Source organism: Microbacterium sp. NPDC087589, assembly GCF_044743635.1.
GTDB lineage: Bacteria > Actinomycetota > Actinomycetes > Actinomycetales > Microbacteriaceae > Microbacterium.
Genome location: NZ_JBIUWV010000001.1, coordinates 988,972 through 1,009,904, shown reverse-complemented (window position 1 = coordinate 1,009,904; position 20,933 = coordinate 988,972). Strand labels below are relative to the sequence as shown.

At 67.0% G+C, this 20,933-nt stretch carries 18 protein-coding genes; 13 read left to right on the top strand and 5 right to left on the bottom strand.

The annotated features are described in order from the left end of the window. The first annotated feature begins 28 nt into the window (after positions 1–28). Together ACIOU8_RS05005 and ACIOU8_RS05000 are read left to right on the top strand one after the other, a co-directional pair. Positions 29–1,282, top strand: coding sequence for a CDP-glycerol glycerophosphotransferase family protein (locus tag ACIOU8_RS05005; RefSeq protein WP_400786454.1), 1,254 nt, complete (start codon positions 29–31; stop codon positions 1,280–1,282). Further along, a complete protein-coding gene (locus ACIOU8_RS05000; RefSeq protein ID WP_400786451.1) occupies positions 1,279–2,715 on the top strand; it encodes a CDP-glycerol glycerophosphotransferase family protein in 1,437 nt (478 codons plus the stop codon). The genes ACIOU8_RS05005 and ACIOU8_RS05000 overlap by 4 nt, the downstream gene beginning before the upstream one ends. A gap of 25 nt (positions 2,716–2,740) precedes the next feature. Here the strand turns inward: ACIOU8_RS05000 and ACIOU8_RS04995 are convergent, their stop codons facing one another. Then, entirely contained in the window at positions 2,741–3,766 is a 1,026-nt protein-coding gene (locus tag ACIOU8_RS04995) for a glycosyltransferase family 2 protein (RefSeq protein WP_400786894.1), read from the bottom strand. A gap of 153 nt (positions 3,767–3,919) precedes the next feature. Here ACIOU8_RS04995 and ACIOU8_RS04990 point away from each other — a divergent pair, with 153 nt between their 5' ends. From ACIOU8_RS04990 to ACIOU8_RS04965, 6 genes are all read left to right on the top strand, one after another. Then, a complete protein-coding gene (locus ACIOU8_RS04990; protein WP_400786448.1) occupies positions 3,920–5,203 on the top strand; it encodes a CDP-glycerol glycerophosphotransferase family protein in 1,284 nt (427 codons plus the stop codon). 2 nt (positions 5,204–5,205) lie between these two features. Beyond that, on the top strand, positions 5,206–5,967 hold the full coding sequence (locus tag ACIOU8_RS04985; protein WP_400786445.1) for a biotin--[acetyl-CoA-carboxylase] ligase: 762 nt from the start codon (positions 5,206–5,208) through the stop codon (positions 5,965–5,967). Between the two features lie 57 nt (positions 5,968–6,024). After that, positions 6,025–6,588: a PH domain-containing protein gene (locus tag ACIOU8_RS04980; protein ID WP_400786443.1), complete on the top strand. Its 564-nt coding sequence runs from the start codon at positions 6,025–6,027 to the stop codon at positions 6,586–6,588. Positions 6,589–6,668: 80 nt separating this feature from the next. Next, positions 6,669–7,793: a 5-(carboxyamino)imidazole ribonucleotide synthase gene (locus ACIOU8_RS04975; protein WP_400786440.1), complete on the top strand. Its 1,125-nt coding sequence runs from the start codon at positions 6,669–6,671 to the stop codon at positions 7,791–7,793. A 109-nt stretch (positions 7,794–7,902) separates the two neighbouring features. Next, the gene (purE, locus tag ACIOU8_RS04970; RefSeq protein ID WP_400786892.1) at positions 7,903–8,370 is read left to right on the top strand and encodes a 5-(carboxyamino)imidazole ribonucleotide mutase; all 468 of its coding nucleotides are present in this window, start codon (positions 7,903–7,905) and stop codon (positions 8,368–8,370) included. After that, positions 8,367–9,821 (top strand): LCP family protein, encoded by a 1,455-nt coding sequence (locus ACIOU8_RS04965; protein WP_400786438.1) that lies wholly within the window; start codon positions 8,367–8,369, stop codon positions 9,819–9,821. The genes purE and ACIOU8_RS04965 overlap by 4 nt, the downstream gene beginning before the upstream one ends. A 190-nt stretch (positions 9,822–10,011) precedes the next feature. Here the strand turns inward: ACIOU8_RS04965 and ACIOU8_RS04960 are convergent, their stop codons facing one another. Beyond that, positions 10,012–10,593 (bottom strand): hypothetical protein, encoded by a 582-nt coding sequence (locus ACIOU8_RS04960; RefSeq protein ID WP_400786436.1) that lies wholly within the window; start codon positions 10,591–10,593, stop codon positions 10,012–10,014. A 143-nt stretch (positions 10,594–10,736) separates the two neighbouring features. Then, positions 10,737–12,497 carry a DUF4012 domain-containing protein gene (locus ACIOU8_RS04955; RefSeq protein WP_400786433.1) on the bottom strand — a complete coding sequence of 587 codons (1,761 nt, stop codon included), beginning with the start codon at positions 12,495–12,497 and terminating at the stop codon, positions 10,737–10,739. Between the two features lie 108 nt (positions 12,498–12,605). On the opposite strand from ACIOU8_RS04955, the gene ACIOU8_RS04950 reads away from it, so the two are divergent. Next, the gene (locus ACIOU8_RS04950) at positions 12,606–13,679 is read left to right on the top strand and encodes a glycosyltransferase (RefSeq protein WP_400786432.1); all 1,074 of its coding nucleotides are present in this window, start codon (positions 12,606–12,608) and stop codon (positions 13,677–13,679) included. A 36-nt stretch (positions 13,680–13,715) separates the two neighbouring features. On the opposite strand, the gene ACIOU8_RS04945 is transcribed toward ACIOU8_RS04950, so the two are convergent. Both ACIOU8_RS04945 and ACIOU8_RS04940 read right to left on the bottom strand, forming a co-directional pair. Then, positions 13,716–14,459 carry an ABC transporter ATP-binding protein gene (locus tag ACIOU8_RS04945; protein ID WP_400786430.1) on the bottom strand — a complete coding sequence of 248 codons (744 nt, stop codon included), beginning with the start codon at positions 14,457–14,459 and terminating at the stop codon, positions 13,716–13,718. Beyond that, a complete protein-coding gene (locus ACIOU8_RS04940) occupies positions 14,443–15,276 on the bottom strand; it encodes an ABC transporter permease (protein ID WP_400786427.1) in 834 nt (277 codons plus the stop codon). The genes ACIOU8_RS04945 and ACIOU8_RS04940 overlap by 17 nt, the downstream gene beginning before the upstream one ends. A gap of 230 nt (positions 15,277–15,506) precedes the next feature. On the opposite strand from ACIOU8_RS04940, the gene ACIOU8_RS04935 reads away from it, so the two are divergent. From ACIOU8_RS04935 to ACIOU8_RS04920, 4 genes are read left to right on the top strand one after another with little or no spacing between them, the layout of a single operon-like run. Then, positions 15,507–17,192: a glycosyltransferase gene (locus tag ACIOU8_RS04935; protein WP_400786425.1), complete on the top strand. Its 1,686-nt coding sequence runs from the start codon at positions 15,507–15,509 to the stop codon at positions 17,190–17,192. Then, a complete protein-coding gene (locus ACIOU8_RS04930) occupies positions 17,189–18,088 on the top strand; it encodes a glycosyltransferase family 2 protein (RefSeq protein WP_400786423.1) in 900 nt (299 codons plus the stop codon). Before ACIOU8_RS04935 ends, ACIOU8_RS04930 begins: the two co-directional genes overlap by 4 nt. After that, positions 18,085–20,025, top strand: a complete 1,941-nt coding sequence (locus ACIOU8_RS04925; protein WP_400786421.1) for a DUF6541 family protein — start codon at positions 18,085–18,087, stop codon at positions 20,023–20,025. Before ACIOU8_RS04930 ends, ACIOU8_RS04925 begins: the two co-directional genes overlap by 4 nt. Further along, positions 20,022–20,912 carry a glycosyltransferase gene (locus tag ACIOU8_RS04920; protein ID WP_400786419.1) on the top strand — a complete coding sequence of 297 codons (891 nt, stop codon included), beginning with the start codon at positions 20,022–20,024 and terminating at the stop codon, positions 20,910–20,912. Before ACIOU8_RS04925 ends, ACIOU8_RS04920 begins: the two co-directional genes overlap by 4 nt. Positions 20,913–20,933 lie beyond the last annotated feature (21 nt).

Genomic DNA, 20,933 nt, shown 5'->3' with positions numbered 1-20,933 from the left:
GGACGCCACCCCGCGATAGGCTCGCGGGGTGGCGTCCTTCTCTTTCGGCTCCGGCAATGCGGCCAAGCTGCTTCGGATACCTCTCTACCTCGCCGGGCGATTCGGCACGCTCGTCATCCCGCGCGGTGCTCGGTGGGTGTTCGGGTGCGGCGCCGGCATCGGAGACGGCGCTCTCGCCCTGCAGCGCCTCGCCGCGGCGGAGGGCCATGACACCGTATGGCTCACATCCTCCGATCGGGAGGACAGCGACGCCGCGGCGCTCGGTCTCCGTACGATGCGCAAGGGAAGCCTGCGAGGGTGGTGGGCGACGGCGCGGGCTCGCGTTGTCGTGGTCACGCACGGCCTCGGCGACGTGAACCGCTATGCGGTGTCCGGTGCTTTCGTCGTGCAGCTGTGGCATGGGATCCCCCTCAAGCGCATCGGACTCGATTCACCCGCGACCACACAGGTGCCGAACATCCCCGGCGCCCCGGTGCTGCGCCGCCTCATCGGCATCCTCTACCGGCGTGCCGCTCAGCGGATCCGAGTCCTGCCGGCCGCATCGCACCGATCGAGAGGGCGTCTCGAGTCGGCGTTCGCGCTCGGTGACGGCCGAGTCGTGGTCACCGGCGAGCCGCGTGTCGACGTGCTGTCATCAGGTGATCCGGTCGAGCGCCGAACGAAGGCATCCGACATTCTGGATCGCGTGCTCAACGGTCTGCCGACCGATTCGCGGACGATCCTCTATGCGCCGACGTGGCGTGACGGAGCCGACGACCCGGCGATTCCGACGGCCGTGCAGTGGGTGCGGATCATCCGAATGCTCGAAGAGAGTGACGCCGTGCTGCTCGTTCGCTCCCATCCGCTCGGCGAGGGCGGGTACGCGCCCCCGCTGCCCAGCAGGAGGGTGAGGATGCTCGGCGCCGGTGTGCTGTCCGATGTCACGCCCGTGCTGCCGGCGGTCGATGTCCTCGTCACCGACTATTCGTCGCTCGCCTACGACGTGGGCCTGCTGAGGATGCCCGTGCTGTTCCTCGCCCCGGACGCCGAGGACTATGCCCGCACCCGCGGCTTCTACGGACGATTCGAGGACGTCGCGGGCGATGACGCCCCGACGAGCTGGGACTCCCTGCTGCCGCGGCTGTCGGCGCTGCTGGCCGATCACGACGTCTTCGCCGCGCAGTCTGAGCGTTCGGGTACGCTCAGCGCGGAGATGCATGCCTTCCGCGACGGAGGCAACACCCGGCGCGTCTACGAGACAATCCGTGCGCGGGGGATTCCCGCGCCGAAGGGAGCAGCATGACCACGGCCCGGATCGATGAGGCGGCAGAGACGCTGGTCATCGCAGGCGCCGGACAGCGCCCGACCACGGCAGAGCTGGTCGGGCCTCGTGCCCGTGTCGATGCTCGGATCACCGGCGGGGGCAAGACCTGGAAGGCGACGTTCCCGTTGCGCGCGTCGCGGTGGGGCGGCCCGGAGCTGCCGCTTCCCACGGGGGACTACGAGCTGCGCATCGCGGATGCCGAGTTCGGTGATCTCCTCATCGCCGCGGAGGTGCTGGCGGGCGTGCGGATCGCCGTCGAGGGCGCGACAGTGCGCATCGCGGCGCCGATCGACCCCGCCTATGAGACGAACGAGGGCCAGGCGACTCTCGAGGGGCGCTATCTCGCACACCCCGGGGCCACCGAGAATGCCGTCTTCTTCGAGAGCTTCTACGGCCGCACCGTCGGCTGCAACCCGCAGGCGATCGACCGAGCTCTCGTCGCACAGGCGCCTGACGTCGTGCGCTACTGGAGCGTCGTCGACCTGTCCGTGGCGGTTCCGGACGGGGCGATCGCGGTCGTAGAGGGCAGCCCGGAGTGGTGGCGGGCCCGTGCGTCGTCGCGGCTGCTGATCGTCAACGACTGGCTGCGTCGCAGATTCGTCCGCAAACCGGGTCAGAGGGTGCTGCAGACCTGGCACGGCACCCCGCTGAAGCGGCTCGCCCTGCACCGACCCGGTTTCGCTCCTCGTCGCATGGCGGCCGTCGTCAAGGAGTCTCGCCGCTGGGACGTGCTCCTGGCGCAGAACACGTACTCAGAGCGCATTCTCCGCAAGGCATATGCCTTCCTGGGGCGGCCGATCTGGGTCGAGGGGTATCCGAGGAACGACGCCCTCGTCACCGGTGATGCCGCTGCGATCCGCGCCGACCTCGGTATCGCCGACGGCGAGCGGGTGCTGCTGTATGCACCCACATGGCGCGATGATCGGACGGAGATGGTCGACTTCATCGACCCCGAGGAACTCGCGAGGCAGACCGACTCCGTCGTGCTGGTGCGCGGGCACTCTCGCACGATCGACACCGGACGCGACCGAGCCGGCGCCCGCGTCATCGATGTCACCGGGTACCCCGAGACCTCGAAGCTCCTGCTCGCGGCCGACGTGCTGATCACCGACTACTCGTCGGTCATGTTCGACTTCAGCGTGACGGGAAAACCGATGTTCTTCCTCGTTCCCGACCTCGATCACTACCGAGGAGAGCTACGAGGGTTCTACTTCGATCTCGCCACGCGCGCGCCGGGGCCGCTCGTGCACTCGCAGGATGAGCTCGTCGCTGCGCTGGCCGACGGTGCACACGAGAGCGTCTACGCCGAGCGATATCGAGCCTGGCGGGCGCAGTTCAACCCGAGGGACGACGGGCACTCGGCAGAGCGGGTCGTCGCACGCATCCTCGACCAGGGGTACGTCGCCAGGTGAGTCGATGCGGTCGGCCGTCGGTGCGCTAGGGGAGTGGCGTGTTGCGGGTGCCGAGACGCGATGCATCGAGGGTGCCGCGAGCACCCCGCAGCACGCCACCGAGGAACCCGAGGCCCCAGGAGAGGTGCATGGTGGGCAGCACCAGCAGTGTCCACAGCCTCTGACGCAGACCGCCCCCGCCTGGTAGGCAGGCGACGCCGACCACGAGCAAGAGGTATGCCGCGAGTGGCAGGTACACGACGGCCGAGACGATGAGCGAGAGCACTCCAGTGAGGACGCCGGTGAGCTGCAGGATCCCGGTGACGACAGCGACGGCGACGAGGCCCACCAGGGCAGGGGGAGCGAAGAAGCGGATGCCGTTGCGGCGTCCGTATCGGCGCACGAGCTCGCCTCTCCATGCTCCGGTCGCTCGGAACTGACGCGCGAGGCGCAGCCAGCTCTCGCGTGGCCAGTAGGTCACTGAGAGGTTCGGGTCGAACCAGACGACGTGTCCTGCCTGACGGATCCGGAGATTGAGCTCCCAATCCTCTCCACGGCGGATCGACTCATCGAAGAGCCCCACCTCTTCGAGCACCGTCCGACGCATGACGCCGAGGTACGCGGATTCGGCTTCGCCCTCGTGAGTGCCACCGTGATACGCGCCTCCACCGAGACCGACCGGCGAGTTGTAGAGGCGCGCCACCGACGTCTGGAACGGCGTGCGGCCGTCGGCGCGCATGACACCGCCGACGTTGGCGGCGCCCGTGCGCTCGAGAGTCTGCAGCGCGAGCGCCGCATAGCCGGGGGCGAGTTCGGAATGCGCGTCGACGCGGACGATCGTCGCGAAGCGGCTGGCCCGGATCGCCGCATTCAATCCGACAGGGATGTGTGCGGCCGGGTTGTCGACGAGCCGGATCCTGTCATCTTCCTCGGCGAGGCGCTGAGCGAGTTCTGTCGTGCCGTCGGTGGACGGGCCGAGCGCGAGCACGAGTTCGGCAGGGACCGTCAGCTCCTGCGTCAGCACGGAGGCGACCGCGTGCTCGAGGTACGCGCGCTCGTTGAGCACGGGCATGACGAACGACACTCCGGTCTCGGGGGCGGCGATGTCGTTGTCGGGCACATGACGATCATGGCATGCACTGCTCGGACGTTCGCTGATTCGCGGGAGCGGGGGTCCCTGGAGGCGGCCGTCGGCCTGCGCCCTCGTACTCGGTATCCTGGAGGGATGGGTGCAGTGTCCGACGCGAAGAAGGCTTACCGTCTGCTGAAGCGGGCGCTCGCCTCCCGCAAGGCTGTGCAGCGAGTGCGACGTCGCCTCGCCGAACACGAACCGCACCAGCCGGAGCACTACCAGGTGGCGGTGTACTTCGCCGACGGCGACGTGAACATGTACCAGATGAGGCAGTGGTACCGCCCGCTCGCCGAGCTGTCCAAGCGCTGGCCGGTCGTCGTGCTGTCGCGGTCGGCGACCGGCGCAGACAAGCTGCTCGACGAGGATGGCCCGCCGGTCGCATTCGTTCCCACGATCCGCGACCTCGAGAGGTTCATCTCGTCGCAGGACATCCGTGTCGTCCTGTATGTGAACCAGAACACACGCAACTTCCAGATGTTCCGCTACGGCAGACGCTGGCACGTGTTCATCAACCACGGCGAGTCCGACAAGATGTACATGACCACGAATCAGTACAAGGCGTATGACTACGCGCTGGTCGCCGGGCAAGCCGCGCGTGACCGGTTGTCGAGGACGCTCTGGGACTGGGACATCGATCAGCGCACGATCGAGATCGGCCGCCCGCAGGCCGACCACTACTCGGGCACGCTGCCGTACTTGCCCGACGAGCGCACGGTCGTGCTCTACGCCCCGACATGGGAAGGCGACCGCCCGAGCGCGCACTACGGGTCGATCGCCACGCATGGTGAGACGCTGGTCAAGACGCTGCTCGCGTCCCGCGGGCACCGCGTGATCTACCGGCCGCACCCTCGGAGCGGAGTCATCGACGGCGAGTACGGCGCAGCGCACCGTCGCATCATCGCGGCGATCGCCGCAGCCAACGCCGCAGACCCCGCTGCGCAGCACGTGTACGACAACGGGCCGGAACTCGGATGGCAGTTGGCCGCCGCCGACGTGGCAGTCGTCGACATCTCGGCGATGGTCTACGACCGCCTCGCCGTCGGCAAGCCGCTGATGATCACGCGACCGGCAGACGAGCGCGCGTCGATCGACACCAACGGCTACCTGTCGGACTGCGAGTGGCTCAGCGCGGACGCCGCGGGCGACATCGTCGCCGAGGTCGAACGCGTCCGTGCCGATGAGGCGGCCATCGCCAGGCTGCGCATGTGGGTGCAGCACTACTTCGGCGACACGACGCCGGGAGCGGCGACCGAGAAGTTCCACGCCGCGATCGAACGCCTGATGCAGGAGTGGGAGCACTGGCAGGCGCACGAGATCGGGGCGGTGCGCACCGACGAGGACGACGACGACGAAGAGGCCGACGAAGAGGAGGTCTGACGATGGACCTGCCCCTCACTGCCGCGGTCGCCTCGCATCTCGAGGTGCTGACCGACGCGGGCTCTACCAATGAGATCCTGAGCGAGCGCGCGCGCGAATCGCGCTCGATGTCGCACCTGAGTGTGCTCCTGACCGACAATCAGACGGCGGGTCACGGCAGGCTCGGTCGCTCCTGGACGGCTGCGCCGGGCGCGTCGCTCGCCGTATCCGTCCTGCTGCGGCGGCTGCCCCAGCCCGATGCGCGCGGCTGGATCCCTCTTGCGGCCGGGGTGGCGATGGCGGATGCGATCGCCGAGCAGCTTCCGGACCATGAGGTGGCTGTCAAATGGCCGAACGATGTGCTGGTCGACGGTCGCAAGATCTGCGGGATCCTGGCACAGGCGACTCAGGATGCCGTGATCGTGGGAACGGGCGTGAACACGGCGATGACGGAGTCTCAGCTGCCGGTGCCGACTGCGACGTCCTTCGCCGTGCTCGGCGTCGAGGCCGATGCCGATGAGCTGCTCGCCAGCTATCTGCGCGCGCTCGACGAGCTGGTCGCCGATCTCGCCGCAGCCGGTGATGCCGTCTCGAGCGGCCTTCATGCCGCGGCGAGCGGGCGCTGCGCGACGATCGGCCTCGGCGTGAGGGTCTCGCTTCCCGGGGACTCCGTGCTCGTCGGAACAGCCACAGCACTGGACGCCGACGGTCGGCTCCTGGTGCTGGCGGGGGGTGCCGAGAGGCCTATCTCTGCGGGCGATGTGGTGCACGTCCGGCCGGCATGAGTCTGACACGCCCGGCGTGCGAGCGGCGATGTCGGTGGTTGCGGGCACAATGGAGGGGTGACTCAGCCCGTGACTCTCGGCGGAAGGCCGACGATGCCACCGCCGGGCGCGCCCGCCGAAGAGCTGCTCATCGCTCGATTCCGCGCACACGCCAGGAGACTCTTCTGGTCGGCGCTGGTGCTGATCGCCGTGTTCGGTGCCACGACCTTCTTCTATGACAATCTCCCGGCTCCCTTCGAGAACTGGATGCTGCTGAGTGCAGCCGCGGCGATCGTCTTCCTGCTGGTGGTCGTGCCCTGGGTCGTCTGGTACTCGCGTTCGGTGACGCTCACCACCCGGCGAGTCATCGTGAACCGCGGCATCGGTGCGCGCAACAGACAGGAGATGTCGCATGCGCGCGGCTACACGATCGGCGTCCGCCGCGGCGTGATCCAGCGGATCTGGGGCGTCGGCACGATCACCCTCTCCAACGGGGTCGACGCGCCGCTGCGCCTCGCCAATGTGCCGAATGTGACGCTCGTGCACGAGACGCTCGCCGATCAGATCGAGGTCAGTCAGATCCTCGCGCACCGAGATGCGCAGGCGGGGAACGACGGGACAGCCGAGTTCGGAGCTCGATAGCGCTTCGCCGTCATCGGCGCGACGAGTGAACTGCGTGCGTGCCGATGCGCGAGAATGGTCAGGACGAATGGAGGCGGCCCATGGCGCTGCGCGTTGGTGTGATCGGTGGAGGCCAGCTGGCTCGGATGATGATCGCTCCGGCGGTCGAGCTCGGACTCGACCTGAGGGTGCTCGCTGAGGATGAGGGGATGGCGGCGCAGCTCGCTGCGACCGCGGTCGGCGACTATCACGACCTCGATGTCGTCCGCGCGTTCGTCGCGGACGTCGATGTCGTCACCTTCGACCACGAGCATGTCCCTCAGGAGGTGCTGCGGACTCTCGTCGCCGAGGGCGTCGCTGTGCATCCCGGGCCCGATGCGCTGCAGTTCGCCCAGGACAAGCTCCTCATGCGGGCGCGGCTCGAAGAGCTCGGCGTGCCCCAGCCCGACTGGGCGTCGGTTCGCGATGCGTCCGAGCTGCAGGTCTTCCTCGACGAGCACGAGGGGCAGGGTGTCGTGAAGACGCCGCGCGGTGGTTACGACGGCAAGGGCGTGCGTGTCGTCCGAGCGGCGAGCGAAGCTCAGGACTGGCTCGACGGGCTCGCCGACGGAGAGGCTCTGCTGGTCGAGGAGCTGGTCGGGTTCGTTCGAGAGCTCGCGCAGCAGGTGGCCCGCCGTCCCAGCGGCGAGATCGTCGCCTATCCGGTCGTCGAGACTGTGCAGCGTGAGGGCGTGTGCGCCGAGGTGATCGCGCCGGCGCCGCATGCGACCGACCGTCTCGTCCAGGTCGCCGAGGAGATCGGGCGGTCGATCGCCGAGGGGCTCGGGGTCACCGGCATGCTCGCGGTCGAGCTCTTCGAGACCGATGATGAGCGGATTCTCGTGAACGAGCTCGCGATGCGCCCGCACAACAGCGGCCACTGGAGCCAGGACGGCGCCGTCACCGGGCAGTTCGAGCAGCACCTTCGTGCGGTCGCCGATCTGCCCCTCGGCGACACGGCACCGCAGGCCGCGTGGTCCGTGATGGTGAACATCCTCGGAGGACCGAAGAGCGGTTCGCTCGGCGACCGTTTCGCGGGAGCGATGGCGGCGCATCCTTCGGCCAAGATCCACACCTACGGAAAGGCCCCGCGTCCTGGTCGCAAGGTCGGACACGTGAATGTGACCTCCGACGATCTCGACGATGCGGTGTACGTGGCCCGTGCAGCAGCGGCCCACTTCGACTGAGGGTGCGACCAGGGGTGTGCCGTTCGGGGGTTCTCCCAGCACCAGACCGTAGCCTGAGTGGGTGACTGAGCCATTGCACTCCTCCACCGCGCCCCTCGTCGGCGTCGTCATGGGATCCGACTCCGACTGGCGCGTGATGAGCGACGCCTCTCAGTCGCTGACGGACTTCGCGATCCCACACGAGGTCGAGGTCGTCTCGGCCCACCGCACCCCGGACAAACTCATGCAGTACGCGCGGGAAGCGCGCGGTCGCGGTATCCGAGTGATCATCGCCGGCGCCGGTGGGGCCGCACATCTTCCCGGGATGCTCGCCTCGATGACGGCGCTGCCGGTCATCGGCGTCCCCGTGCCGCTCGCCTACCTCGACGGGATGGACTCTCTCCTGTCGATCGTGCAGATGCCGGCAGGCATCCCGGTCGCGACGGTGTCGATCGCGGGAGCCCGCAACGCAGGCATCCTCGCCGCGCGTATTCTCGGCACCTCCGACGATGACCTCGCCGATCGCATCGAGACGTATGCGCTCGACCTCGAGGCGCAGGTCGAGGAGAAGAACGAACGGCTGAAGGGGTCCCTGTGACCCTTGCGCCGCCGCGAGGTTCGGCGCGACCGCTGATCGAGACCCGCCCCCTGCGGCATCCGAACACCGCAGATGCAGGGATGATGACCAAGCGCGGCTGGTGGCTCGTGCTGGTGAACCTGCTGGTTCCCGGTGCTGCTCAGGTGCTCGCCGGCAATCGCCGGCTCGGGCGCATCGGTCTCGGAGCGACACTGCTCGCATGGTTCCTCGTCATCGTGGGCGCGGGGCTGGCTCTCTTCGCTCGGCCGGTGCTGCTGTGGCTCACGGTCGGCGGCGGATGGTTCTCGGCGGTCGTCCTCACACTCGTCCAAGTGCTGCTGATCGCATACCTCGTACTGTGGGCGGTGCTCACCTTCGATGTGCTGCGGCTCGTCAGACTGGTCAGAGTTCCAGGGCCCTCGAAATTCGCCATCCCTCTGGTAGCCCTGCTCCTGCTCGGTCTCGTCGGAACGGGCACCGGATACGCCGCGTCCTATGTCGGCACCGCGCGAGGCACGATCAACACGATCTTCGGTCAGAGCGGTCCGAGTCTGCCGCCGAGCGAGGGGTATTACAACATCCTGCTGCTGGGAGCCGACAGCGGTGAGGGCCGCGACTCGATGAGGTTCGACAGCATTTCGGTGGTCTCGGTGAACGCGACCACCGGTGCCGTCACGATCACCGGCATTCCCCGTGAGCTTCCTCACGCGCCTTTCAGCGAAGGAAGCCCGATGCTGGCGCTGTACCCGAACGGCTTCGAGGGGCACAGCTCGAGCTCGTGCGGATGGAACGGCTGGATGAACCACGTCCGCAACGCCGCGGAGATCTGCCGCGACGACAACGGCACCGGCCTGTATCCGGATGCGGCCGGGCATGGTTCCGATGCGGGGATCGAGGCCACCAAGGATGCGGCCGAGGGTGTTCTCGGGATCGAGATCCCGTACTACGTGTTCGTCGACATGCACGGTTTCGCAGCTCTCGTCGACGCGCTCGGCGGCGTGGACATCAACGTGACGGAGCGGCTGCCCAAGGGCGGTCCGCCCGAGGGCACGGACCCGTATGACGTGGATGCATGGGCGATCGGCTGGATCGAGGTCGGTCAGCAGCACATGGACGGTGACACGGCGCAGTGGTATGCGCGGTCGCGATACACGACCAGCGACTGGGACCGCATGAAGCGTCAGCGCGAACTGCAGGAGGCGATTCTCGCCCAGTTCACGCCGCAGACCGTGCTCACGCGGTTCAACGAGGTGGCTTCGGCGGGAACAGAGTTGGTCAGCACCGATCTGCCTCAGGACAAGCTCCCCGAGTTCTTCGATCTGATGACCAAAGCGCGTGAGCAGACCGTCACGACGATCGAGCTCACTCCCGAGAACGGTGTCGACGAGCATGCTCCCGACTACGGCCACATCCACGAGATGATCCAGCAGTCGCTGCATCCCCCGACGGAGAGCCCGACACCGACACCGTGATCGGCGATGCCGCGGGTGGTATTCCGTGGTTCGATTCCACCTCGGCACATGAGTGAGCCCACGGCCACCACCTGAGAGTGAAAGTGGTGGCCGTGGGCCTCCGGTGCATCACCGGATTCACCAGACGACGGTGATCGGAGGGGGAGGGATCACCGTCGTCCAGTCGATTCCCGCAGGGCGGGAATCTGACCTAGGCGCGCTTGCGGCGCGTGACACCTGTCGCGACGAGCACTCCACCAGCCACGAGCGCGGCTGCCCCACCTCCGAGAACCCACGGCGACACGCTGCCGCCCGTGAGCGCGAGCTCGAGCCCACCGCCGGTGAGCGGGAGCTCCGTTCCTGCGGACGCGACGCCGGGGTCGTGGTCGCAGCTCACGGCGGAGTCATGACCCTCTGAGACCGTGATGGTCGCCGTGTACGACCGCGAACCGCTGAAGGCGAGTGCATAGGAGCCCTCGCCGTCCGACGGCGGACGGAAGGTGACCACGAGGCTGCCGTCGGCGGCCGCCGTGTTGCCCGAGATGACGGAGTCGCCGGCGTTGAGGCCGGAGACAGACACGCCGACGTTCTCGGACGGCAGGAAGTAACCTGCGCCGAATACGACGGTGGACACTTCGCAGATGTCGATGATCGGATCATCGACAGTCACCCGCGGGGTGCCCGCATACGAGTCCGACTCCGTCTGAACGGCCGGCGAGGCGGAGGCGACAGCAGGTGCCATGAGCACGAGTACGCCAGCGGTAAGGCTGATTGCAGCCAGTTTCTTCAGCATGATTCTCCCCAGAAATACACGCGGAATCGCCTTCGAATACACCCCTGCATCCGACTGCGTGAGCTCTTCCTGTCCCCACGACAGAATTGCAGAACTCAGATATTCCCCAGTGGGACTGACACTACATCATGGAATCAGGAAAGTCACGATGCGCAGCGCAGTTGCTCGCGAGATGTCTCCGGCGTGGTCACCATGGGCGTGTGGTCGACCACCGTGAGCCGCTCTCCGGCCCCGGTTCCCTGGTATTCGACGGTGATCGTCGACGATTCCCCGGGGGCCAGAAGCACCTCGTGCTGAACCGCCGAACGGGAGCCGAGCAGTGCCGTCTGCACGCTCACCTCTTCTCCGTCGCGGTCGATGTGAGACGGAGTCGCACCTTCGGGGCCGTACACCGTGATCAGTGTCCGGGTCGAGCCGGCGGGCACGCCGTAGAACCCGTCAGCGGTGACGTAGGGCGGCAGCGAGGTTGCGGCGTCGGCCGGTGCATCGTTCTTCCAGGTCACCGTCACCTGTGTGGTCGCCTCGCCATCGCAGGTGCCGATCGAGGTCGTGATGGCGGCGCCGGCATAGAAGTCCATCTTGCCGCCCGTGATGTCGTTCAAAAGGACGCCGACGTGAGTCTGAGTGTCGTCCTCGGGCAGGGCCCCACCGAGGGTGGACGCCGCCAGGATCGCCTGCTCGTCCTCGTGTGCGCTCCAGATGCGGATGCGTCGCTCATCTGCTGACGCCGAAAGCGCCGCGACGAGATCCTTCGGATCCGCCGTGCTCAGCGCAGCGGACAGAAGTGCTCCCGCCGCCTGCGAGAAGATCTCGTCCTGTGCGATCGGATCGGGTACGGCGGCGTAGATCTCGGACAGCAGCAGATCCACCACGGTCTCCTCGGTGGCGGTGAAGGGTCCGAACGTGAGTGGCCCCGTGGCGGCGAGGAGGTGTTCGGTCATCACGGCGTCGACCGCGATGACGCCGTCGACCGGCTGCCCGAAACGGTTCTGCCATCGCGTCGCGATCGCAGGGCCCGCCTCGGTGAAGTCGGGAATGCTCGTCAGGTTCTGCATGTAGCGACCCGGGCGATCCTCGAAGAGGGCGACGGTCGATTCGCTGAGCGGGAGGGGGGTGTCGAGGGCGGGAAAGTCCGGAACGGACGCCTGCTGCACGAGCGTGATCCTGCCGTTCTCGGCGTGGAGAAGCGCGATGGCGCCGATGATGCCGCCCGAAGATCGCAGCTCGGCGTTGTTCTGCATCGCGAGCACGTAGTTGCGGGGCCCTTCCGCGCCGAGCATGCTCGGCAGCAATGCGGACGCTCCGTGCAGCGCTCCGACCACAGTGGCTGCTTGGGTGACCGTCGATCTCATCTCCCGCACCGCATCGGCGAGCGGCGGCAGGGTCGCGTCCGCGTCGATGCCGAGGGCGCGTGTCTCGGCCGACGTCAGCGTCGCGCTCGCGTCAGCGAGCGAGGGCTCGATCTGCGCGAAAGGCGCCAGGTCGAGTGCTCCACCCGAGAGCCCCAGACTCGCCAGGTCGAGTGCGTCAGCTGCCTCCAGAACGGGGAGCAGAGCGTCCGAGGCGACGTCGTCGGCGATCTCGGCGACGTCGCTCACCGCCGAGAAGTTCGGACCGATCCACGGCAGGAGGCCGAATCCGAGCCAGATCGGATCGGATGTCAGGTCGTGAGCCGACTCCGCGTGGTGCGCGATGCGGGAGGAGAGCGACGCTGCCTTGTCGAGGTCGCCCTGGCCGATCGCCTGCTTGAGCTTCGACGACGACGCCGCGACCTCCTGCAGGTTGTTCACGGCACCGATGCCGCGGATGCCGACCCAGCCGATCGCGAGCACGAGGAGGATCACGATCACGCCGATGGTCCACCGCAACCATCGACGACGTACAGGCAGGCGTCCGTCACTCACCCCTGCATTCAAGCACGTAGCGGCATATCGGGGTGCGGAATGACTCGATCCTCGTCGCTCGCGGTCACGCTCCCAGGTTCGGGGCGGTCGGGCGATTACTGTTGTCGCATGGGTGCTCGGCTGCGTGTGGTTCTGGATCAGCTGACGCATGTCGTGCACGCGGATCACGCATCGGCGGCATCCGACCTCACCGCAGCGCTCATCTCGACCGCCCCTTCCGGGTGCGAGGTCGAGGCGATCGTCCCGTCCGGGGTCGAGGTGCCGATTCCGGGCCTCTCGGATGTGCGCAGACTGTCGCTCGCGCGACGAGAGCTCGCGGCGTCATGGCAGCTGGGGATCGTGCGGGGGGTCGGCGGAGGTCTGATCCACTCGCCCACGCTGATGGCGCCGCTGGTGCGGCACGACCGCGTGCACGACCACGATCAGACGACCGTCACTCTGTGGGATCTGCAGGCGTGGGAAGAGCCTGAGTCGCTCCCGAAGTCAGCCGTCGCGTGGCATAGGGCGATGCTGAAACGAGCCGTCAAGCACGCTGATGCCGTCGTCGTGCCCTCGCATGCGGTCGGCGCACGACTGGCAGAGATCGCGAAGCTGAGCGGACGGATCCGCGTCATCCCCGGTGCGGCCCCGTGCAGTCTCGTCGTGCCGTTCGACGCGACAGCACGACGAGCCTCCCTGTCTCTGCCAGCGGGCTACCTGGTACTCACGGGCTCCGCCGATTCGCTCGAGCACGGGTTCCGAGCGGCGATCGCAGCAGGCAGAGAAGCTGTCGTGCTCGACGCGCCGGAAGGAACCGAGCCGAGGCTGGCCGAGGTCGCGGCGGCCGCAGGACTGCCCGAATCGAGGGCGCACATCCGCGGGTCGCTGCCGGTTGAGGATCGGGCAGCTGTCCTCGCAGGAGCATCCGCACTGGTGGCCACGAGCTCGCACGCCGTGTGGCCCTGGCGTGCGGTCGAGGCGATGACCCTCGGGGTGCCCGTGGTCGCCGTCGACAGCGGAGTGCACCGCGATGTGATCGCCGACGGGGGAGTGATCACCGGGCCGACGGACATCGCCGATGCAGTCGCCGATGCGGTCGGTGACGGAGCGCGTCGTCTGAGTGTGCTCGGCGCCGACCGGTCGCGTTCCTTCTCCTGGCTCGGCGCGGCCGAACGCGTATGGGGATTGCACGCAGATCTGTGAACCCCGAAAGCCCCGGTCGGGGGCTCCGGGGCCTGATCAGGACCGCATGACCTCGACGGCGTCCTTGCTGGGTCCGTCGAAGCGCACCTTGCCCTTCTGAAGCAGGATCCCGCGATCGCAGAGGTTCGACACCATGTTGAGGTCGTGGCTGACGACCACGAGTGTCTTGCCCTGGGCATGGAGCTCGCGGACCCGGGCGAGGCACTTCTTCTGGAACGGCTCGTCGCCGACAGAGAGGATCTCGTCGATCAGCAGGACGTCCATCTCGGTGTGGATCGCGACGGAGAAGGCGAGTCTGAGGAACATGCCGGATGAATAGTGCTTCACCTCGGTGTCGATGAACTGCTCGATCTCGCTGAACGCGACGATCTCGTCGTACCGTGCCTCGGTCTCCTTCTTGCTCATGCCCAGGATCGCGGCATTGAGGAAGATGTTCTCGCGCCCAGACAGATCCGGGTGGAACCCCGCCCCGACCTCGATGAGGCCGGCGACGCGGCCGCGAGTGAGCACGGTGCCGGAATCCGGTTCGAGCACCCCCGAGATCAGCTTCAGCATCGTCGACTTGCCGGATCCGTTGAACCCGAGAAGAGCGACGGATTCGCCCTGCTGGATCTCGAACGAGACGCCGTCGAGGGCGTGGAAGTCCGTCGTCAGCGGCTTGCGGCGGATCGCTGCGAGAGCAGTCTCCTTGATCGAATGCGTGTGCCGGAGCTTGAAGGTCTTGTGGACGTCGTCGATGATGATCCGCGGGAGAGGCTGCGCATCAGAGGTCTTGGGCAAAGCGGCCCTCCAGTCGGCGGAAGACGAGCTGGCCGATGACCAGCGCGATGAGTGACGTCACGAGTGCGATGAGCCCGAACATCCATACGTCGGGGCTCGGAGAGGCATCGGGTCCGAGCGGGAACCAGACCCCGTAGTGGAACAGCTCGACGGCGGCGGTGATCGGATTCAGTCGATAGAGGACGAAGAGCCACTCGGGCACGACCCTGGCGACCTGGGTCCACTCGTACATCACGGGCGAGGCCCAGATCGCGACCATCACGATGATCTCGACGAAGCTCTGCGCGTCGCGGAACGTCACGTTGATCGAACCGAAGAAGAGGCCGAGACCGCTGGCCAGAACCGCGATGATCACGAGGGCCAGGAGGATCGCACCGAGGGACGCGAATGAGGGAGCCCAGCCGAAGAACAGCGAGATCGCGATGACGACGATGATCTGCGGCACCGTGTTCACGGCGGCGATCATCATGCTCGCAATCGGGAACATCTCGCGAGGGAGGTAGATCTTCTTGATGAGCGCGGCGTTGTCGACCAGCGATCGGGTGCCGTTCGAGAACGCCTCGTTGAAGAAGGTCACGACCGTGATGCCCGAGAGCAGATAGATCGGGAAGAAGTCGACCCGGTCGTTCAGGCCGAGGAAGACGCCGATCGCGACGAAGAAGACGACGAACTGCACGAGCGGCTTCACGTACGACCAGAGCCATCCGAAGATGGAACCCCGGTAGCGGATCTGCACTTCCTTGCGCACGATGAGCGAGAGCAGATGCCGTTGCCGGAAGACCTCGAGGAGCCCTCGATTCGCGCCAGGAGTCGTCATTCTCTGGTCGTCGGCTGTGCGAGCCTGTTGCACCGCGATTCCACCTTCCGACGCGCCGACGGTCTCGGGCGCACCGTGAGCAATCATACGATCCCTGACGCATCGTCCCTGGCAGATCGATGGGGAAACCTCGAACGCGCGACACAGGCGCAACCCAGGGTCAGTGGCACCGTCGCTGGTAGGCTCGCGGAGGTCTCGTGCGTCCGTCGATCCGAAAGCAAACTGTATCCGTGACACCTCTTCAAGCTCTCGATCAGCCTGCACTCTTCAGCTTCGCGGACCCGCAGACCGGTGTGGATCTGTCGGAGCGTGAACGCCGCCTTCTCGTCGGAGCGCTGAATTTCCATGCGCTCATGGCGCCTGAGCGGACGCTGCGGGTCCATCTCTACGACGGCACGCCGCAGACCACCCCTCGACTGACTGACGACAGCACGTTCGACGGGCTCTCGAGGAACAACCGTCACCGCATCGAGAGCTTCGACATCGTCAGCTCCGTCTCCGCGGAGGAGCGTGAGCTCGAGCACACGGAGGCCGTCTCGGCCGGGCTCGTGGCGTCGCCGACCAGGCATCTGCACGTGTCCCGCGACGGCGTTCTCGATTCCGACCCTTACCGCCCACAGCGCCCCGGGGTCATCGGACGGATCGCGAGGGGCGTCAAGTCGCGTGCCCCGCTTCTCTACGACGATGCGCGTGATCTCTCGCTGCTCAGATTCCGTCGCAAGCTCACGACGGCCATCGAGCCTCGTGACTACGAAGCGGAGTTCCGTCGAGGGGGTGCGCACGAGGACGAGGTGATCGTGCCGGCCGCGCCGGTCCTCGAAGGAGCGCAGAAGGCCGTGATCATCGGCCTCCACTGGTTCGAGCTCGGCGGCGCTGAGCTCTGGGCCTTCGAGACGGTACGTCTGGTGCGTGAGGCCGGCCTGCTCCCGATCGTGCTGACGAATCGGGACTCGCATCAGCCGTGGGTCACACGTCCCGAGCTCGACGGGGCGCTGCTCATCCCCTTCTCCGAGCCCACCGTCGACTCCCAGACAGCGGGCGTCGAACCGCTGCTGCGTTCGCTGCTGCGCACCTTCGACGTGCGCGGTGTCGTCATCCATCACAATCAGTGGCTCTACGACCGGGTTTCCTGGATCGCCGCGTCGCGTCCCGGCATCCCGATCATCGACAGCACTCACATCGTCGAGTACACCGGCGGTGGCTATCCCCTGAGCAGTGCGATCGCATCGAAGTCGATCACCACGCACCACGTGATCTCGCCGAGCCTCGCCCGCTGGATGACGGACGTGCAGCGGATCCCCGCCGACCGCGTCGTCATGGCACCGCTCGGCGGACTCACCGTGAAGCCGAAGGATGCCGTGTTCCGCCCGCGGTCCGCGGGGGAGCAGTTCACCGTCGCGTTCGTCGGCCGGATGGCGCGGCAGAAGGCGCCGGAGGTCTTCCTCACGATGGCGCGACGCCTGAAGCGTCAGGGATATTCGCTCCGCTTCATCCTGCACGGTGGTGGCGAGTTGTCGAGTTGGGTCGACGACATCATCGAGGCCGAAGGGCTGAGGGCCGACATCATCCGGCGCACCTCGGACACCCCGGTCTCCGAGACGCTCGACGAAGCCCACGTGCTCGTGGTGGCCTCGCACAACGAGGGCCTCACGCTCACGACCCTCGAGGCGATCGCGCACGGAGTGCCGGTGATCTCGACGGATGTCGGGGCTCAGGGCGACATCATCCCGGAGTCGGCTCTGGTCCCTCGATATGCGCGCCTCGCCGCGCGCAGGCTCGCCGAGGCTGTGGCCCCGCTCGTCAACGACGAAGAGGCGAGGGAAGCGCTGTGGCGCACGGAGCGCAAGGCTGAGAAGAAGCTGCTGTCCCGGCAGTCCGCGAGTTCATGGTTCAAGGAAGAGGTGGGCTCGTGGTGAGTGTCGCTGGAGTGGTCGTCACGTTCAATCGGCTCGAGAAGCTGAAGACCGTGATCGCATCGATCGAGGCGCAGACGCACCCGGTCGAGACGCTGTTCGTGATCGACAACGCCTCGACCGACGGCACGGCGGAGTATCTGGCCGAGCTTGAGACCTCGGTTCCTCTCGAAGTCGTGACTATGGCGACCAACTCCGGGGGAGCGGGTGGGTTCTCCGAGGGGATGCTGCGCGGATACGCGTCCGGTGCGGATCACGTCTGGATCATGGACGACGACTGCTATCCGAAGCCGGAGGCGCTCGCGAGCCTCATCGCCGGTTTCGACGGGGCGGTCCAGGAGCTCGGCGGGGACGTGCCCTTCGCGTGCTCGGTGGTGGAGTTCACCGACGGCAGCATCTGCGAGATGAACAACCCGGTCACCACGTGGGACTGGGGGCGCCTGCTCGTCAAGGGGCAGAAGAACGTCATGGTGACCGCCTGCTCATTCGTCTCGGTGCTGATCCCTCGGTGGGCCATCGCGGAGTACGGGCTTCCCTACTCCGAATACTTCATCTGGTTCGACGACCGCGAGTACACGCTTCGCCTCACCGCGCGTTGCCCGGGTGTGCAGGTGCTCGACAGCGTCGTCGTCCATGACATGGGTGACAACAGGGGTGTGAACTTCGCGATGGTCGACCGCAAGAGCCTGTGGAAGTTCTCATACGGTGTGCGCAACGAGGCGTCGTGGCAGCTGCACCACCGCGGATTCCTGTACTTCGTGGAGTTCGGTGCGCGACTCTTCGTGAGCCTCCACCGCGGCCGCGTTCCGCTGGACCTGCGCGCGAAGCTGCTCGGCAAGTGGGTGAAGGGCATCACCTTCAACCCGAAGATCAAGTATCCAGAGGCGGAGGCGGCGTGAGCTGGGTCTCGATCCTGCCCGCGGTCTTCGTCACGGGTGCTCTCCTCTTCCTCCCGGGACTGCTGCTGGGCTTCCTCCTTCGCCTGCGGGGGATGAGACTCCTCGCGCTCGCCCCGGCGCTCAGCGTCTCCCTCGTCGCGGTCGCCGCCCTCGCAGCGCCGTTCGTGGGGATCCGCTGGAGCGTCGTACCGGTCCTCGCCCTCACTGCGGTGGCATCGGTCGCGGCATACTTCTGGTCGAAGCACGTCGGCAAGCCGGCGCCGCTTCCTCCTCGCGCGAGCGCGAGACAACTGGTCGCCGTGATCGTCTCGATCGTCGTGCCCGCCGTTCTCATCGCGTTCGTGCTGGTCAGGAGCATGCACGACACGGAGTTCTTCTCGCAGCGCTATGACAACTTCTTCCATCTGAACGCGGTCCAGTACGTCCTCGACACCGGCAACGCATCGCCCCTGTGGCTGGGCAGCATGACATCGCCGGCGGGCGTTCCCTTCTACCCGTCCGGCTGGCATGCGATGGTCTCGATCGTCGTCGCGCTGAGCGGAGCCTCCGTGCCGCTTGCGGCCAACGCCATGATCATCGTCGTCGCGGCGGTCGTCTGGCCGATCGGCGCGGTGCTCCTGGTGCGCGAGCTTCTGGGGCGCAACCAGATCATGACGGTGATCGCGGGAGCTCTCGCCGCCGCCTTCCCGGCCTTCCCGTTCCTGCTTCTGCACTACGGCGTGCTCTACCCGCTGTTCCTCGGCCTCGCCGTCGCCCCCGCAGCCATCGCCGTCGCCTGGTGGCTGCTCAGGCCCGGACGGGTGCCGCGTCGTCAGGACTGGGCGCTGCTGCTGGTGCTCGTCGTGCCAGGTCTGGGTGTCGCGCACCCCGGAGCGCTCATGGCGGTCGTCGCGCTCACGGTGCCCTTCGTCCTCGCCAGGCTCCTGCACGAGATGAGAACTCCAGGTCGGCCGCGACTGATCGGGATAGGTCTGCTGATCGCATACGCCGCCGCGGGAGTCGTCCTCCTGCAGGTGGTGCGGCCCCCCGCGAGCCAGATCTACTGGCCGATCATCAACACGGTTCCCGACTCGATCGGCGAGGTCGTCGCAGCGGGCGTCTACGGCTACCCGAGCTCGCTCGGGATCACGGCCCTGATGATCATCGGCGCGTACAGCGTGATCCGCAGAGGCAGCTATGCGCGGTGGTCCATCCTCGCGATGGCGGTCATCTCGGCTGTGCTGTACATCATCGTGTCCGCGTCGCCGTATGAGACGCTCCGCTTCTGGTTCACGGCTCCCTGGTACAACAACCCGCCCCGTATCGCCGCGTTCTGGGCCATCGGAGTCCTGCCGCTCGCGGCGCTGGGCGGAATCGTCCTCGTCACGTGGCTTCTCCGGCAACGGCTGCTGGTCAGGGCGCGGCGGTTCTCCGAGCGCCGGCCCGTCGTCCTCATCGCCATCGTCGTGCTCGCGCTCGTCGGAGTCACCCAGAACGCCGCGATCCGGCAGGCGGCCGCCGACATCGAGTACACGTACGAACTCCGCCCCGGCGGACCGATCGTGTCTCCCGACGAGCTCGATCTCATGGAGGATCTCGCGGAGCTCGTCCCTGACGATGCGGTCATAGCGGGTGACCCGTGGACGGGTGCGTCGTTCGCCTACGGTGTGAGCGGAAGGCGGGTCCTCATGCCCCACCTTCTGATGGACCTCACCGACGATGCCGAAGCGATCAACACCATGCTGAGCACGGACGGCGATTCGCCGGAGGTCTGCGACGCTCTCGAGGACACCGGCGTCGCATACGTCCTGGATTTCAGCGCGGACGGGGACTTCCAGGAGAACGACGGAGACTATTCGGGACTCGATGACCTCGACAGCTCACCCTACGTCGAGCTCGTCGAGCAGCGCGGTGACGCGAAGCTCTTCAAGATCATCTCATGCGGACTCGGCTCATGACGTACGAGATCTTCGTGCCGTTCTGGGGCGACCCGGATCAGCTCTATGAGACCGTCGACTCCGTGCGCGCCCAGACGGACCCGGACTGGCAGCTGACCATCATCGACGACTGCTATCCCGACGACTCGGTCGCAGCTCACTTCGATGAAGAGCGGGATGAGCGGATCGTCTACACCCGCAACGAGCGCAACGTCGGGATCACCGAGAACTTCCGGGAGTCTGTGCGGCGCGCGTCAGGGGAATTCGTCACGATCCTCGGCTGCGACGATCTGCTGCACCCGAACTATGTGGAGGTCGTCCGCGCTGCGGCTCGCGCGGTGCCGAACGCCGACGTCATCCAGCCGGCGGTTCAGGTCATCGACGAGAACGGGGTCGTCGTCCTTCCCCTCGTCGACCGGATCAAGCAGCGCCACCTCGCTCCGAAGGGACGGAGCGTGAGCGTGTTCAGCGGCCCGGACATGGCCACGACGCTGATCCGGGGAAACTGGCTCTATTGGCCGTCGCTGTCGCTCCGTGTCGAGACGCTCCGCCGCATCGACTTCACGGATGACCTTCCCGTCATCCAGGATCTGGCGCTGCTGATGGACATCGCGTTCGACGGTGGCACGTTGGCCTACACGCCGACGCTCGCGTTCTCCTATCGCCGTCATCTGGAGAGCGCGTCGCAGAAGACGCTTCTCGACGGCAGCCGCTTTCTCGATGAGCGGCGGTACTACCGCATCGCGCGTCGTTCGGCCGCTGACCGAGGGTGGAGTCGCACAGCGCGAACCGCGCGAGTGCGCCTCATGTCGCGCTTGCACGGGATCGCCGCGCTGCCCCTCGTACTGCGCCACGGCACGCCACGGGGCCTGCGATCGTCGCTGGCCCACGTGGCCGACATCAGCTGAGCTCCTGGGCTCTTGAGCTGC

What these genes read in the sequence shown, in the direction of transcription:
- ACIOU8_RS05000 (WP_400786451.1), top strand. Translation starts at nt 1,279, where the DNA reads ATGACCACGGCCCGGATCGATGAGGCGGCAGAGACGCTGGTCATCGCA.
- ACIOU8_RS04995 (WP_400786894.1), bottom strand. Translation starts at nt 3,766, where the DNA reads ATGCCCGTGCTCAACGAGCGCGCGTACCTCGAGCACGCGGTCGCCTCC.
- ACIOU8_RS04990 (WP_400786448.1), top strand. Translation starts at nt 3,920, where the DNA reads ATGGGTGCAGTGTCCGACGCGAAGAAGGCTTACCGTCTGCTGAAGCGG.
- ACIOU8_RS04985 (WP_400786445.1), top strand. Translation starts at nt 5,206, where the DNA reads ATGGACCTGCCCCTCACTGCCGCGGTCGCCTCGCATCTCGAGGTGCTG.
- ACIOU8_RS04975 (WP_400786440.1), top strand. Translation starts at nt 6,669, where the DNA reads ATGGCGCTGCGCGTTGGTGTGATCGGTGGAGGCCAGCTGGCTCGGATG.
- purE (WP_400786892.1), top strand. Translation starts at nt 7,903, where the DNA reads ATGGGATCCGACTCCGACTGGCGCGTGATGAGCGACGCCTCTCAGTCG.
- ACIOU8_RS04960 (WP_400786436.1), bottom strand. Translation starts at nt 10,593, where the DNA reads ATGCTGAAGAAACTGGCTGCAATCAGCCTTACCGCTGGCGTACTCGTG.
- ACIOU8_RS04950 (WP_400786432.1), top strand. Translation starts at nt 12,606, where the DNA reads ATGGGTGCTCGGCTGCGTGTGGTTCTGGATCAGCTGACGCATGTCGTG.
- ACIOU8_RS04940 (WP_400786427.1), bottom strand. Translation starts at nt 15,276, where the DNA reads ATGACGACTCCTGGCGCGAATCGAGGGCTCCTCGAGGTCTTCCGGCAA.
- ACIOU8_RS04920 (WP_400786419.1), top strand. Translation starts at nt 20,022, where the DNA reads ATGACGTACGAGATCTTCGTGCCGTTCTGGGGCGACCCGGATCAGCTC.